Here is a 14,666-nt window from a genome sequence, read left to right as displayed (position 1 = left end):
ACCAAAATACTCAAGCGTCCAAATTTCATTTCACCCTTTATTTACAAAATACACGTCTGTTTTTATGCAAAAAGAGACACCCGCAGCGCCCTCTTCAGAGCAATGCGGGTGTCTCTTATTTTTTATCCTATCAGGATGCGGCTTCGGCCTCGCTCAGCGGAGCCAGCTGCACATACACCCCGGCAGGGACGCAGGCCGCCCATGCACCTTCCTCGCTCAGCTGGCCGAACTGCTCACAGACATGGTCCGGGCATTGGCTGTCCTGAAACGAGATGGTGCCGTCTTTTACCTGTAAATGAACGACATAGCTGCCCACATCGTACAGGTAATCGTAGTCCTTATCCAGCGGCAGCACCTCGGTGATGCCGTCGCCGAAATCCACGACTGCTGCCAGCGGCTCCGTCTTGCTGCGCGGACGCAGCAGAAAGACCAGCAGGACAGCTGCCGCCAGGACGACGGCTGCGAAGAGGAGGTTTGCCTTCCAGCTCAGGCGTTTTGCGCCTTTTGCCGGCTCAGGCTGCTTGCGGATGCTCATGCAGCGTAGTCGCTGGCAGCAGCACCGGCAATGCGGCCAAAGACGGTGAAGTCAGCAACAGCGTTGCCGCCCAGACGGTTTGCACCGTGGACGCCGCCGGTCACCTCGCCTGCTGCGAACAGGCCGGGGATGACCTCGCCCTTCTCGTTCAGCACCTCGGTGTTGGCGTTGATCTTCAGGCCGCCCATGGTGTGATGGACACCGGCGGTGACCTTCACAGCGTAGTAGGGAGCGGTGTTCAGGGGGTTGGCGAAGCTGGTACGGCCGAAGTCGGGGTCATTCTTGGCCTCAACGTAGCCGTTCCACTTCTCCATGGTCTCTGCGAAGGCAGCGGCATCGACGCCCATAGCCTTGCCCAGCTCCTCGTAGGTAGCGCCGGTGACGGTGTAGCCCTTCTTGATGTAGCCCTGGATGACGCTGGAAGCATCGACCATGGCCTGATCGACGACCAGCCAGCTGTAGCTGCCGGTCTGAGCGATCTCAGCGGCGGAGACGACGTCACGGGTGCCGACTTCGTCGATGAAGCGCTGGCCTTCCTCGTTGATGAGGATAGCGCCGTCGCCGCGCAGGCCCTCGGTGATAAGGGCAGCGGTGTTGGCCTCAACGGTGGGGTGGATCTGGATCTGGTCCATGTCCACGGTAGCAGCGCCGATGGCCTCTGCCATCTCGATGCCCTGACCCTGGATGCCAGCGGCGTTGGTGGTCATGAAGCCCTTCAGCTCGGGCTTGTACTTGACGACCATGTCGAGGTTTGCGCCGAAGCCGCCGGAAGCCAGAACGACTGCCTTGGCGTTGACGGTGACGGTCTCGCCGGTAGAACCGGTGGCCTTGATGCCCACGGCAGCGCCGTTGGCATCGGTCAGGATTTCGTTGGCGGTGGTGTTCAGCAGGATCTGAACGCCAGCCTTCTCGCAGTTCTCCTGCAGCAGGGGGATCATGTAGGAGCCGACGGAAACGGTCTTGCCCTCTGCGTTCACAGGGCGATGGATACGCTTGACGGATGCACCGCCGAAGCTGGAGACGTCGTGCAGGGTGATGCCGTGCTCGTCCAGCCAGTCGATGGCGTCAGCGGAGTTTGCGCACAGGGTCTCGACCAGCTCGGGGTCGTTGATGCCCTTGCCGCCGATCATGGTATCCAGCTCCATCAGCTCGACAGAGTCGAAGTAGCCGGTGGGGTTGGCCTGATAGGCAGCCCACTGCTCGGAGACGGTCTTTGCCAGAGCGGTGATGGTCTCGTTGTCGGCGTACTTCTCGGCAGCAGTCTTCAGGGTCTTCTCGACGCCGGCAGACTCGCCGAACTCGTTCTCGTCCTGATAGACGGTCTTGCCGGCGTTCATGCCGCCGGTAGCGCGGACGGAGTTGCCGCCCACCATGGGCTGGCTTTCCACGATCACAACGCTCTTGCCCTCGGCAGCAGCGGTGATGGCAGCGGTCATGCCTGCGCCGCCTGCACCGACGACGACGACGTCGGCCTCAACGGTGGAGTCCTCGGCAGAGCCGGTCTTCTCCACAGCGGTCTTGTAGTCATCGGGGTTCAGGCCGGCAGCGGTCAGGGCAGCTGCAGCAGCCTCCTTGATGGCGGTAGAAGTGACGGTAGCGCCGGACACGCCGTCCACGGCGATGCTGCCGCTCTCGGCGATCTCGCCGGGCATCTTGGCGATGGCCTCAGAGCCGACGCCCTGAGTCTCGTCCTTGCCCTCGGCGGTGCAGCCGGTGATGGCGCCGTCGGTCAGGGTCAGGGTGACGGAAACGTCGCCGCCGAAGCCCTTGGCAGTGCCGGTGAAGTCACCGGACACACCCGCGTCAGAACTGGTAGAGGCAGACTTTGCACCGCAGCCGTAGCCAAACAGGCTGACCGCGATGACCGCTGCCATAGCCAGTGCAGACACGCTCTTTTTGATCTGAGCTTTCTTCATGATTTTCCTTCCTTGATTGCTTCGTGGTTTGTGGTTGCGAACATCTATCAGCATAAAAAGGGGGCTGCCCTTTTACAAGCAGCCCCCTCTGCCGAACTTGGGAAAAGGATTTAGGCGTTGGCCTGTGCAGCAGCAACAGCGCAGGCGACAGTAGCGCCGACCATCGGGTTGTTGCCCATGCCGATGAGGCCCATCATCTCGACGTGTGCAGGCACAGAAGAGGAACCTGCAAACTGAGCATCGCCGTGGACGCGGCCCAGAGAGTCGGTCAGGCCGTAGCTGGCGGGGCCGGCTGCGACGTTATCGGGGTGCAGGGTACGGCCCGTGCCGCCGCCGGAAGCAACGGAGAAGTACTTCTTGCCGTTCTCGATGGCCCACTTCTTATAGGTGCCGGCGACCAGATGCTGGAAGCGGACGGGGTTGGTGGAGTTGCCGGTGATGGAGCACTGGACGTCCTCCTTCTTCATGATGGCAACGCCCTCCATGACGTCGTTAGCGCCGTAGCACTTGACAGCTGCGCGCTCGCCCTCGGAGAAGGGGATCTCCTTGACGACGGTCAGGGTCTGAGTGGGGATGTCGTACTCGGTCTGCACATAGGTGAAGCCGTTGATACGGGAGATGATGTAAGCGGCGTCCTTGCCCAGGCCGTTCAGGATGACGCGCAGGGGGGTCTTGCGGACCTTGTTTGCAGTGCGGGCGATGCCGATCGCACCCTCAGCAGCGGCGAAGGACTCGTGGCCTGCCAGGAAAGCGAAGCAGGTGGTGTCCTCGCTCAGCAGACGAGCGCCCAGGTTGCCGTGGCCCAGACCGACCTGACGCTGCTCAGCGACAGAACCGGGGATGGTGAAAGCTTCCAGACCTTCGCCGATGGCGGCTGCGCACTCGGCAGCATCGGTCAGGCCGCGCTTGACGGCGATAGCGGTACCCAGGGTGTAAGCCCAGACAGCGTTATCAAAGCAGATGGGCTGCACACCGCGGACGATCTTGTCGCAGTCGATGCCCTTAGCGAGGAGCATCTCGTTGCAGGCGTCCAGAGATTCGAGGCCGTTGGCCTTCAGGCATGCCTCGATTTTCGGCATGCGGCGATCCATAGATTCAAAAGTTGCCATGAGTTGTTCCTCCTCTCTTATTCCTCACGCGGGTCGATGTACTTGACAGCGCCTGCTTCCTTGCTGAAGCGGCCGTAAGTACCCACGTTCTTCTCGTAAGCCTCGTTGGGGGTCTTGCCGTGACGGATGTCCTCCATCATCTTGCCCAGCTTGACGAACTGATAGCCGATGACCTCGCCGTTGGCATCCACAGCCAGCTTGTTGATGTAGCCCTCGGTCAGCTCCAGATAACGGACGCCCTTCTCCTTGGTGGAGAAGATGGTGCCGGTCATGGAGCGCAGGCCCTTGCCCAGGTCATCCAGACCTGCGCCGATGGGCAGACCGTCCTCAGAGAAAGCGGTCTGGCTGCGGCCGTAGACGATCTGCAGGAACAGCTCGCGCATAGCCACGTTGATGGCGTCGCAGACGAGGTCGGTGTTCAGAGCTTCCAGAATGGTCTTGCCGGGCAGGATCTCGCCTGCCATAGCAGCAGAGTGGGTCATGCCGGAGCAGCCGATGGTCTCCACCAGAGCCTCCTCGATGACGCCGTTCTTGATGTTCAGAGACAGCTTGCAGGTACCCTGCTGAGGTGCGCACCAGCCCACACCATGGGTGTAGCCGCTGATGTCCTTGATCTCATAGGCCTTGACCCATGCGCCCTCTTCGGGGATGGGGGCCGGACCATGCTTAGGACCTTTGGTGATCGGGCACATATTCTGTACTTGCTGCGAATAGGTCATAATCATACTCTCCTTTTGACAAATTGATGCCGTGCGGCAGAAGCTTCTCTCCCCTGCCGCCTTGCATTGACCGGGCCGTGCCGCTCTCTTTTCAGCGCCTTTCCCGGTACTACCACGCACAATTTTATTATAGAGGACGTTGGCCCAATTTGCAAGTCATTTCTGACAAATTTTTCGCAATCTTTTTGTCATTTTCGTTTTTCTGCGCAGGAGCGCAACTTCTCAATTCGGTTTTTTCTGCGGCTCCCGCCGCACCGGCGTGACGGCCCAGATGCAGGCGAAGCCCGCCGCCGCACCCGCGATGGCGAGGATGTGCCGTCCCTGCTCGAATCCCCAGAAATCAGCGATGCAGGGGAACAAAAGGCTTCCCACGCTCTGGCCCAGCGCCAGAAAGCCGTAGTTCACCCCGGCGTGGGGCAGGCCGAACAGATCGGTGGAGAGGGTGGGCAGTACCGCCGCCAGCGCCGAGTAGCAGAACGTCAGCCCCGCATACACTGCCACGACGGCCCATCCCCGGGCAAACAGGAACGCCGCCGAAAGCCCCAGCGACACGCCGAAGAGGATGAGGTCGGTGGGGCGGCGGCCGATCTTGTCGCTGATCAGGGGCATCAGCAGCCGTCCGGCCGCACTGCCCACACTGCCCAGCACCACGGCCCAGAGGGCGGCGCTCTCGTCCAGCCCCCGCTCCATGCCAAGTTTCAGGATGATGGGGCTGAACAGCAGCACCGCCGGGGTGGAAAAGCAGACCGCTCCGGCGCAGAGCCAGTACTGCCGCGTGCCAAGCATCTGCCGGGGCGAGAGGTCGAGGGGCGGCGCGGCCTTAGCCTTTCCCTGCTGGCTGGGCCGAGGTTTTTCGGGCGGCGGGTCGGTCAGCAATGCACTGCCCGCGAGGCAGACCGGCAGGGTCAGCGCACCCAGCGCCCAGAACGCGCCCCGGATACCCTGCACCGGTCCGAAACCCCGCAGCGCCGTGCGGACAAAGACGGTCAGGAACGCTCCGCTCAACCCCACTGCGCCCCCGATGACGCCGGTGGCGAGGCCCTTCCGGCCCTTGTACCACTTCTGAGCGCAGGACTGGATGGACGGATAGAGAAAGGCTGTGCCGAGCCCTGCCGGGATGCTGAACACCCCGAAAAAAGCCTTTCCCTTCTCTGCCGGGAGAGCCGCCGCCGCGAAGAATCCGCCGCAGAGCAGACCCGTCCCCCACAAAGCTGCAAAGCGAGGGCCGTGCTTATCCTGCAGAAAGCCGCCGATGACGCACCCTATGCCGAAAAATGCGATGAGCACTCCGAAGGCATAGCCTGCCCCCTGCTCACTGAGGCCGTATTCCTCCATGACAGGTCTTTGAAACACGCCCCACGCGGCGGGCAGGCCTGTCAATACCTGGATGGCCGCGCCCGCCGTCAGGATGGCCCAGGGTCTTGTTTTCTGCATTTCGTGCATCACCTCAGAGAATAGTGTGTCCTTTTCGATTGACAAAAAGGCAGTATTCTTTATAATAGATAAGTATTGGATGTTATTTTATTTTTGATATACAGAAAGAGGACTATATTATGAAAACTCAGGCCTTAAAAGGTATGCGCGACCTTCTGCCCAACGAGCAGACCCTGCGCGACTACATTCAGGGCAAAATTCTCGAGACTTACCGCGCATCCGGCTTCGAGCGCATCTCCACCCCCATGCTGGAGGATATGGAGAACCTCGACAAGTCCGACGGCGGCGACAACCTGAACCTCATCTTCAAAGTGCTCAAGCGCGGCGACAAGCTCACCGCCGCCCTGAACTCCGGCGACCCGAAAGAGCTCTCCGACATGGGCCTGCGCTATGATCTGACCCTGCCCCTGAGCCGCTTCTACGCCGCCAACAAGGACAAGCTCCCCCACCCCTTCAAGGTCATCCAGACCGACCGCGTCTTCCGCGCCGAGCGCCCCCAGAAGGGCCGTCTGCGCGAGTTCGTCCAGTGCGACATCGACATTCTGGGCGACGAGAGCCCCAACGCCGAGGTCGAGCTCATCGACGTGACCACCCGCGCCCTGCTGGGCATCGGCTTCGACGGCTTCACCGTCAACATCAACGACCGCCGCATCCTGCGCGGGATGCTGGAGAGCATGGGCTTTGCCGCCGACACGCTGGATTCCGTCTGCATCACCTTCGACAAGATGGATAAGATCGGTGCCGACGGTGTGAAGGCTGAGCTTCTCGAGAAGCAGCTGCCCGAGAGCGCGGTCAACGCACTGGCCGACTTCATCGCCGCCGGCGAGGTGACGCTGGACGCTGTGGCCGCCCGCTGCGCAGACCCCGCCATCGCCGACGACCTCAAGTACGTCCTCGCTACTGCCAACGCCATGGCCGCAGGCCGCTATCAGGTGGCCTACTGCCCCAGCCTCGTGCGTGGTCAGGGCTACTACACCGGCATGGTGTTTGAGATCACCTGCCCGCAGTTCAGCGGCGCAGTCGCCGGCGGCGGCCGCTATGACAACATGGTGGGCAAGTTCCTCGGCACTCAGGTGCCGGCAGTCGGCTTCTCCATCGGCTTCGAGCGCGTCTGCGGCATCCTGCTCGAGCAGGGTTATCAGATCCCCGGCGCAAAGCAGAAGATCGCACTGCTCTACGGTAAGGACGCTGACTTCACCGCCGTCCTGAGCAAGGCCGCTGCCCTGCGCGATACCTACAACGTCACCGTCCTGCCTCAGGGCAAGAAGCTCGGCAAGCAGCTGGGCCAGCTGGAAGCCGCAGGCTTTGCCGGTGCCGCCTTCATGGACAAGGACGAGGTAAAGGTCTTTGCCGCTCAGTAAGGGCTGAACAAACCAAAAGCACTGCACTCCCCAAAAGCGGGCGGGTGCAGTGCTTTTTTGCGTTTATGGCTGCCGGGTCAGCCGGTTTTTTTGGCGTTGGGGTACACCCGCTCCATCCGGGCGTTGTCAAAATGTTCGTCGAGGAAGACGTCCAGCTGGTTCGCCGGGGCGAGGCCGCTGGTGCGGGCGTCGTACCGGGCCAGCGCCAGTGCCGAAAGCCCCATGTTCACGGCCATGAACACCGTCAGCACCACGGTCATCCAGGGCAGGATGTGCTTTTTCAGGTTTGCCATCAGCTTTGCGACGAGGGGGTAGCCGTACCGGATCCAGACCACCGCCGCGATGCCCCAGAAAAAGCAGTAGAGCAGATTGACACGGCCTCCCAGATTGAACTTGAAGCCGCTGTAGTCCCAGAAGATGACGCCGAACAGCAGCTCACCCACGGCGCTGCAGATATACTCATATGCGCCGCCCATCACGAAGCCGAACAGGAAGATGGAGCGGTCGCTCCGCTCCTCGCTGCCCCGCAGCAGGACCGCCGCCATGACCAGCGCCAGCCCCCACACCACGCTGAAGGGTCCCCACACGAGGCTCGAGCGGCTCATCCAGACGCCCGCCGTCACCCGGCAGAACAGCGTCTCCACCACGTCGCCGAGGAAAGCCCCGATGACAAAGAGCCAGACAAGGTCGCCGAAGCTCAGAGCCTTTTCTTTCTGAACAGTCGGCTCGGGCTGGACGATGGCCGGGTAAGCCCGCTGGATACGCTTTTCCACATGGGCGATGAGCCGCTGGCGCAGCTTGTCCGAGTGCTTTTCCAGCTCGAGGTTGAGCTGTTCCAGCCTCGGATGGCTGGCGGCGTACCGGTTGACGGCCAGCGCTGCGCCCAGCTGGTCGAGGACGGCCAGCGTCATCGCCGCCCAGACGCCGATATGCAGCAGCCAGCCCGGCAGCAGGGCGCAGAGCCGCAGCAGCAGGACGTTGCCCCACAGCACGCTTGCCATGCCCAGCAGGCCCCAGAGCACCGAGTACTGCAGGCAGACGTAGCCGTCCAGATTGAACTTTTTATCTGAGTAGTCCCACCAGCGGCGGCGGTGCATCCTCTCGAGCAGCTTGGCCGTCACCCACTCCACCACGGTGGCGTTGGCCGCACAGCCGAAGAAGAGGGCCACCGGCGTCGAGCGCAGGTCGGCAAAGCCCACCGCCATCAGCACAGCCGACGTACCGTAGACGAAGCAGAACGGGCCGGACGCCACGCCGCGGTTGACGAAGGCGCGGCCCTTGATGGTCGCCACCACCGTCTCGGCTACCCATCCGAGGAACGAGTAGACCAGATAGATGACGCAGAGGGTATAAAAATTCAGCTCCATTGCGTGTTTCCTTTCTCATATAAACGGTTATAGAGCTATTGTATGCAGTTTTGGCCGCGTCCGCAAGAGGGAGACGGGATTTTTACGCAAAAAGGCCGCTGTAAGAAACCTCTCCGTCAGCGCTAACGCGCTGCCACCTCCCCTAGCGAGGGGAGGCTTTGGCATGACGGATAGCCTTGCCTTTTCGCCAGAGGCTCCCCTCGGTAGGGGAGCTGTCGAGCGAATGCGAGACTGAGAGGTTATTTTACAGCGGCCTGTATTTTTTATAAGGGTAAATCGCTCCGACTCAGCTTACAGCTGGCTCTTGTACAGCTCCACGATCTCCTCCACGCTGGTGTCGCGGGGGTTGCCGGGACGGCAGGCGTCAGCATAAGCGGACTCGGCGAGGAACTGGATATCCTCTTCCTTCAGGATGCCGTTCAGGTTTGCGGGGATGCCCACGTCAGCGCTCAGCTGCTTGACAGCGGCGATGGTGGCATCTGCGGCCTGTGCGTCGTTCATCTCGTCGATGCCCTTCACGCCCATGGCCTTACCGACGGCACGATAGCGCTCACCGGCGACGGTCTTGTTGTACTCCAGACCGACGGGCAGCAGGATAGCGCAGGCCACGCCGTGGGGAGTGTCATACAGAGCGGACAGGCCGTGTGCCATGGAGTGGACGATGCCCAGACCCACATTGGAGAAGCCCATGCCGGCGATGTACTGGCCCAGAGCCATGCCCTCACGGCCTTCCGGAGTGTTCTGGACAGCGCCGCGCAGGTTCTCACTGATGAGCTTGATGGCTTCCAGATGGAACATATCGGAGATGGTGCAATGGCCCTTGGTGATGTAGCCCTCGATGGCGTGGGTCAGAGCGTCCATGCCGGTGGCGGCAGTCAGACCCTTGGGCATGGAGGCCATCATATCGGGGTCAACCACAGCGATCTCGGGGATGTCGTTGGTATCGACGCAGACGAACTTGCGCTTCTTCTCGACATCGGTGATGACGTAGTTGATGGTGACTTCAGCGGCAGTACCGGCAGTGGTGGGGACCGCGATGGTAAAGACGGCGTGCTTCTTGGTGGGAGCGACGCCTTCCAGAGAGCGCACATCGGCGAACTCGGGGTTGTTGATGATGATGCCGATGGCTTTTGCGGTGTCCATGGAAGAGCCGCCGCCGATGGTCACGATGCAGTCAGCCTCTGCGGCCTTGAAAGCGGCCACGCCGTCCTGCACATTTGCGATGGTGGGGTTGGGCTTGATCTCACTGTAGACGGTGTAGGCGAAGTTTGCAGCGTCCAGCAGGTCGGTGACCTTCTTGGTGACGCCGAACTTGAGAAGGTCGGGGTCAGAGCAGACGAAAGCCTTCTTGTAACCGCGGGCGGTCAGCTCGGGAACGATGTTCTCGATAGCGCCGTGGCCATGATAAGAAATAGTATTCAGAACGATACGATCAGCCATTGGTAAAACCTCCTGATTTTGCGCCCCGCCGGGCGGCGGGTACGACTCTCTTTGCTTTTACTTTACCACTTTGTTAAAATTTGTTCAATATCAATTCTTATGATTTCCATGAAATTTTTATACTTTTTTGAGTTTTTGCAGAGAAAGTAGACAAAATCAAAGGTTTGTTGACAGCAAAGCGCCCTCCGGCGCGGGCCGGAGGGCGCTTTGAATGATTCTTTACTTTCCTGCGCCCTCGCCCGCGAAGAACTCCTTCGTGAGCTTTGCCACCGTGCCGGACAGCAGGAGCAGGGCCATAAGGTTCGGAATGCTCATCAGTCCGTTGAAGGTGTCGGCGATGCTCCACAGCAGGCCCAGATCGACCGTCGCGCCCAGAATGGACACGAAGGAGTAGACCACGAGGAAGGGGCCGACCACCTTGTCGGTGTGGAACAGGAACTCGATGCACCGGGAGCCGTAGAGACCCCAGCCGATGATGGTGGAGAATGCAAAGCTGCAGAGCGCCACCGCCGTAAAGATGGACGACCAGCCGCCGTAGGTGGCCGTAAAGCCGGAGATGGTCAGTTCTGCGCCTGCCGCACTGCCATAGCCCACCGGCACGCCGCTGCACAGGATGACCATGGCGGTCAGGGTGCAGATGACGATGGTGTCGGCGAAGACCTCGAAGATGCCGAACATCCCCTGCTTGACGGGCTTGCGGGTGTCGGCGCAGGCGTGGGCGATGGAGCCGGTGCCGAGGCCAGCCTCATTGGAGAAGATGCCGCGAGAAACGCCCTTCTGCATACTGAGGAAGATGCTGCCGATGGCACCGCCGGTGAAGGCCTGCGGGTCAAATGCACCGCCGACGATGGAGGCCAGCACCGCCGGGAAGCGCCGGTAGTTGATGACCACGACGCCCAGCGCCAGCACGACGTAGAACAGTGCCATGAACGGCACCAGCTTCTCGGTCACGCTGCCGATGCGCTTGACGCCGCCCAGCAGCACCATAGCCACCATCATGGCCACCACCACGCCCACGACGAGGTTGACCGTGGGCAGGATGCTGTTCAGGCTGCTGCCGTAGGCCAGCAGGGCCGAGTCGATGGCTGTGACGATGGTGTTGACCTGGGTGGCGTTGCCGGTGCCGAAGACCGTCAGCACGCCGAACAGCGAGTACAGCACCGCGAGGAACTGCCACCGGCTGCCGAGGCCGTTTTTAATATAGTACATGGGGCCGCCCACCAGCTCGCCGTTTTTGTTCCGCTCGCGGAAATGCACAGCCAGCGTCACTTCGGAAAACTTGGTACACATGCCCAGCAGAGCCGAGCACCACATCCAGAACACCGCACCCGGCCCGCCGATGGCGATCGCGCCCGCCACGCCGGCGATGTTGCCGGTGCCGACGGTAGCGGCCAGCGCCGTACACACTGCCTGGAACGGAGTCATCGCGCCGTCGGAGGCATCCTTTTTGCGGAAGATGCGGCCAATGGTCGTTTTGATGGCATAGGGGAATTTCCGGAGCTGCAAAAAGCCTGTCCGCACACTGAGCAGCAGGCCCACGCCGATGATGCAGACCATCGCCGGGATGCCCCAGATAAAGCTGTTGACCGCCTGATTGACGGCTGTGATGGTTTCGAGCATACTTTTACGCCTTTCTTTTTCACTTTGACACAACGAAAATTATTTTATCGTATTTTAAGCGGCCTGTCAATTTACTTTGAACGTGAAATCTGCACGTCCCGGCTGAAAGTTTGTTAAAATAGCTTCACCTTTATTTTCTCTACTTCTTTGCCGCTTTTTTGCCCGTCAAAGCCCTACACAAACCGCGCGGGTTGTGCTATGATAAGGGTGAAATTTCGGTTTGGCACTGTCAACCGCAAGGAGATGTCATGGATGTCTGAAACATCTGTTCTAATGGATACGCTGCGGCAGGAAGGGGTCTCCCCCGACCTGCTGCGCGCTGTGGAAGAATACCGTACCGCCCACCCGCTGGCGGAGGCCCTGCGCCCCCGCATCCCCTCCCCTGCCTTCGTCTACTACGGCAGAGAGGTGTGGGAGCAGGCGCTGGCCGCCCTGCTCTGCGGCGAAAATCTGCTGCTGGCGGGCGGCAAGGCCACCGGCAAGAACGTGCTGGCCGAAAACCTCGCCGCCGCCTTCGGACGCCCCGCGTGGGACATCTCGTTCCACGTCAATATGGACGCGGCGTCCCTCATCGGCATGGACACCTTCGAGGGCGGACAGGTCAAGTTCCGCCCCGGCCCGGTCTACCGCTGCGCCCAGAGCGGCGGCTTCGGCGTTCTGGACGAGATCAACATGGCCAAAAACGAGGCGCTGGCCGTCCTGCACGCGGTGCTGGATTTCCGCCGCGCCATCGATGTGCCGGGCTACGAGCGCATCCCGCTGGCCGAGGAGACCCGCTTCATCGCCACCATGAACTACGGCTACGCCGGCACCCGTGAGCTGAACGAGGCCCTCACCTCCCGCTTCGTGGTCATCCAGATGCCCACCATCACCGAGGAGAACCTCGAAAAGCTCCTGCGCACCCAGTTCCCCGATTTGAACAGCAAGTATGTCAGGCAGTTTGCCCTGCTCTTCCTCGATTTGCAGAAAAAGTGCGACAGCGCAGAGATCTCCACCAAAGCTCTCGACCTTCGCGGTATGCTGGACGCTCTGCGCCTGATGCGCCGGGGCGTCGCTGCCGGGGCTGCGCTGGACATGGGCATCACCAACAAAGCCTTCGACTCCTACGAACAGGGCCTCATCCGGGATGCCATTGCCGCCCGCATCCCGGCCCAGCTCACCGCCGCAAAGCTCTTCGATTAAAAAGGGGCGTTTTTATGGAAGCGCAGAGCTACACCGCCGAAGAGCGGCGGGCCGCCAATCAGGTGTGGGCGGCGGCAGGAGCCTACGGCTTCGAGCCGCTGTTCCTCGCCCGGAACACCGACGGTACCATTGATTTTTACATGAACTGCGTCGTGGGGCTGGTCCACAAATATTACGGCGACGAGCTGGTACGCAGCCTCTTTGACGCATGGGAGGGCGACATCCGGCAGGCCATGCTGGACGATTTGACCTGGCTCTACCTCGAGAGCGCGGCCTACGCGCTGGAACTGCCCCGCCGCCCGGTGCTTTCGGCCCTCCGCCGCGCCCATGCGGACTACTTTTTCGGCATCCAGTACAAGCTCTCGCGGCAGGAGTGGATGGCGAAGAACCAGCTGGTCTACTCCATGCAGGCCGCGCGCTGGCGGGCTGTGCAGGGGCGCACGCCGCCGGTCATGACCCCCTACGAAAAGAATCTCGACGCCGCCCTCAGTCCCGAGACGCCCCCGAAGCCGGACGAGCTGAAAGCCGCACTGCTGGCCGTCTACGCCAAATTCGAGCTGTTCAACGGCACGGTGCATCAGAAGGCCGGGCTGCATCTCCATCTGGACGGTCTGCTGGCGTCCCTCATGACCCGCACCATGCCCACCCAGATGATAAAGACCGACCGGGTGACGGTGGAGCATTCCGGCTCGGTGGACGCCTCCGGCAGCGGCATCCACGCCGACAAGCGGCTGGCCCACATCACCCTGCGCCAGCGCGCCGAGGAAGACCGCGCCTACATCGAAAGCTGCTTTGGCCGGTCGCTCTACCCGCCCGAACGGCTGCGGAAGGCCGAGCAGGAGCTTTGCACCGGGGAGCATCTGGGCTGTCACCTCTGGTTTGCCTCCGGCGTCCCCAGCCCGGAGCAGGCCCCTACCCCCGAGGCAAAGCACCTGGCCGAACAGGCCCAGCTTCAGGCTGAGCGGAACCGGGCGTACTATTCGAAAAATCTCGAGCTTCACCGCAGCGTCGTGCTGCGGCTGACCGAACAGATACGCAACTGCATCCTCGTCCACCAGCAGCCCAACGCCCGGGTCGCCCGCAGCGGTAACCTCGACCCGGAGCGGGTCTGGCGCACCGTCATGGACGACGACCGGGTGTTCCGCTGTGCGGAGGAAGAGAACCACTCGTCCTTCACCGTTGACCTGCTGCTGGATGCTTCGGCTTCCCGCCTCCACTGTCAGGAGGTCATCGCGGCGCAGGGGTCTATCCTCGCCCAGAGCCTCGCGGCCTGCGGCATCCCGGTGCGGGTGAGCTGCTTTTCCAGCCTGCGGGGCTACACCGTCCTGCGGGTGCTCAAGGGCTTCAAGGAGAAGAGCTTACAGGGCATCTGCCAGTATTTCGCCTCGGGCTGGAACCGGGACGGTCTGGCTCTGCGGGCCGCAGGCGACCTCATCGGCTTCGACCCCGGCCCCGCCGCGCGGCACCTGCTCATCCTCCTGACGGACGCTTCCCCCAACGACAGCCGCCGCATCCCGCCCTCTCCCGATGACCCGCTGGGCCGCGACTACGGCGGCAGCGCGGGCGTGGAGGACGCCGCCGCCGAGGTGCGGGCGCTGCAGCGGAAGGGTCTGCGAGTCTCCGCCGTCTTTATGGGCGAAGACGCCAGCGCCGCCGACGCCTCCCGCATCTACGGCAAGAACATGGCCCGCATCCGGGGCATGGACCAACTGGCCCGGGCCGCAGGCCGACTCATCCAGAACGAGATACGGGAGCTGGGCGACTGAATCATAATAATGTACGGGGCCGCTGTGCAGTTGTATCTGCTGCCAGCGTCCCCGTATTTTTGTTGTCATTCACAACCATCTTGTTTTGCATTGCAGAAGAATCAAAAAGTTTTTTGGTTTATTTGCAAACTTATAGTTGTATTCTGGCGCAATTTATGATATACTACAACCAACAAAGGGCCGCACACCTACACATCACCCCGCGCCCACAGGAAGG

The 14,666-nt window shown here is 61.6% G+C and carries 11 protein-coding genes; 3 read left to right on the top strand and 8 right to left on the bottom strand.

Annotation, left to right across the window (positions count from 1 at the left end):
* Nucleotides 1–130: 130 nt before the first annotated feature.
* The 5 genes from J3349_RS04380 to J3349_RS04360 form a co-directional block, all read right to left on the bottom strand.
* Entirely contained in the window at nucleotides 131–535 is a 405-nt protein-coding gene (locus J3349_RS04380; RefSeq protein ID WP_207676550.1) for a NusG domain II-containing protein, read from the bottom strand.
* Entirely contained in the window at nucleotides 532–2,451 is a 1,920-nt protein-coding gene (locus J3349_RS04375) for a flavocytochrome c (protein WP_207676549.1), read from the bottom strand. Before J3349_RS04375 ends, J3349_RS04380 begins: the two co-directional genes overlap by 4 nt.
* A gap of 110 nt (nucleotides 2,452–2,561) precedes the next feature.
* On the bottom strand, nucleotides 2,562–3,560 hold the full coding sequence (locus J3349_RS04370) for a GGGtGRT protein (RefSeq protein WP_005935035.1): 999 nt from the start codon (nucleotides 3,558–3,560) through the stop codon (nucleotides 2,562–2,564).
* A gap of 17 nt (nucleotides 3,561–3,577) precedes the next feature.
* Nucleotides 3,578–4,279, bottom strand: coding sequence for a hypothetical protein (locus J3349_RS04365; protein ID WP_149795248.1), 702 nt, complete (start codon nucleotides 4,277–4,279; stop codon nucleotides 3,578–3,580).
* A gap of 222 nt (nucleotides 4,280–4,501) precedes the next feature.
* Nucleotides 4,502–5,713, bottom strand: coding sequence for an MFS transporter (locus tag J3349_RS04360; RefSeq protein ID WP_242699495.1), 1,212 nt, complete (start codon nucleotides 5,711–5,713; stop codon nucleotides 4,502–4,504).
* 119 nt (nucleotides 5,714–5,832) lie between these two features.
* On the opposite strand from J3349_RS04360, the gene hisS reads away from it, so the two are divergent.
* A complete protein-coding gene (gene hisS, locus J3349_RS04355; RefSeq protein ID WP_158402418.1) occupies nucleotides 5,833–7,074 on the top strand; it encodes a histidine--tRNA ligase in 1,242 nt (413 codons plus the stop codon).
* A 77-nt stretch (nucleotides 7,075–7,151) separates the two neighbouring features.
* Here hisS and J3349_RS04350 read toward each other — a convergent pair whose 3' ends face one another.
* The 3 genes from J3349_RS04350 to J3349_RS04340 form a co-directional block, all read right to left on the bottom strand.
* Nucleotides 7,152–8,441 carry a putative ABC transporter permease gene (locus J3349_RS04350; protein ID WP_207676548.1) on the bottom strand — a complete coding sequence of 430 codons (1,290 nt, stop codon included), beginning with the start codon at nucleotides 8,439–8,441 and terminating at the stop codon, nucleotides 7,152–7,154.
* Nucleotides 8,442–8,732: 291 nt separating this feature from the next.
* A complete protein-coding gene (fucO, locus tag J3349_RS04345) occupies nucleotides 8,733–9,881 on the bottom strand; it encodes a lactaldehyde reductase (protein ID WP_158396852.1) in 1,149 nt (382 codons plus the stop codon).
* A gap of 219 nt (nucleotides 9,882–10,100) precedes the next feature.
* Nucleotides 10,101–11,501, bottom strand: a complete 1,401-nt coding sequence (locus J3349_RS04340; protein ID WP_158396850.1) for a sodium:alanine symporter family protein — start codon at nucleotides 11,499–11,501, stop codon at nucleotides 10,101–10,103.
* A 252-nt stretch (nucleotides 11,502–11,753) separates the two neighbouring features.
* Between J3349_RS04340 and J3349_RS04335 the strand changes: the two genes are divergently transcribed.
* Both J3349_RS04335 and J3349_RS04330 read left to right on the top strand, forming a co-directional pair.
* Entirely contained in the window at nucleotides 11,754–12,683 is a 930-nt protein-coding gene (locus J3349_RS04335) for a MoxR family ATPase (protein ID WP_207676547.1), read from the top strand.
* A 14-nt stretch (nucleotides 12,684–12,697) separates the two neighbouring features.
* Nucleotides 12,698–14,449, top strand: a complete 1,752-nt coding sequence (locus J3349_RS04330; protein ID WP_207676546.1) for a hypothetical protein — start codon at nucleotides 12,698–12,700, stop codon at nucleotides 14,447–14,449.
* Nucleotides 14,450–14,666 lie beyond the last annotated feature (217 nt).

The sequence above is a fragment of the Faecalibacterium sp. Marseille-P9590 genome, assembly GCF_017377665.1.
Classification (GTDB): Bacteria; Bacillota; Clostridia; order Oscillospirales; family Ruminococcaceae; genus Faecalibacterium.
This window is presented reverse-complemented; position numbering and strand designations above follow the sequence as displayed.

Coding starts and splice junctions, on each gene's coding strand:
- J3349_RS04380 (WP_207676550.1), bottom strand. CDS start 535: ATGAGCATCCGCAAGCAGCCTGAGCCGGCAAAAGGCGCAAAACGCCTG.
- J3349_RS04375 (WP_207676549.1), bottom strand. CDS start 2,451: ATGAAGAAAGCTCAGATCAAAAAGAGCGTGTCTGCACTGGCTATGGCA.
- J3349_RS04370 (WP_005935035.1), bottom strand. CDS start 3,560: ATGGCAACTTTTGAATCTATGGATCGCCGCATGCCGAAAATCGAGGCA.
- J3349_RS04365 (WP_149795248.1), bottom strand. CDS start 4,279: ATGACCTATTCGCAGCAAGTACAGAATATGTGCCCGATCACCAAAGGT.
- J3349_RS04360 (WP_242699495.1), bottom strand. CDS start 5,713: ATGCAGAAAACAAGACCCTGGGCCATCCTGACGGCGGGCGCGGCCATC.
- hisS (WP_158402418.1), top strand. CDS start 5,833: ATGAAAACTCAGGCCTTAAAAGGTATGCGCGACCTTCTGCCCAACGAG.
- J3349_RS04350 (WP_207676548.1), bottom strand. CDS start 8,441: ATGGAGCTGAATTTTTATACCCTCTGCGTCATCTATCTGGTCTACTCG.
- fucO (WP_158396852.1), bottom strand. CDS start 9,881: ATGGCTGATCGTATCGTTCTGAATACTATTTCTTATCATGGCCACGGC.
- J3349_RS04340 (WP_158396850.1), bottom strand. CDS start 11,501: ATGCTCGAAACCATCACAGCCGTCAATCAGGCGGTCAACAGCTTTATC.
- J3349_RS04335 (WP_207676547.1), top strand. CDS start 11,754: ATGTCTGAAACATCTGTTCTAATGGATACGCTGCGGCAGGAAGGGGTC.
- J3349_RS04330 (WP_207676546.1), top strand. CDS start 12,698: ATGGAAGCGCAGAGCTACACCGCCGAAGAGCGGCGGGCCGCCAATCAG.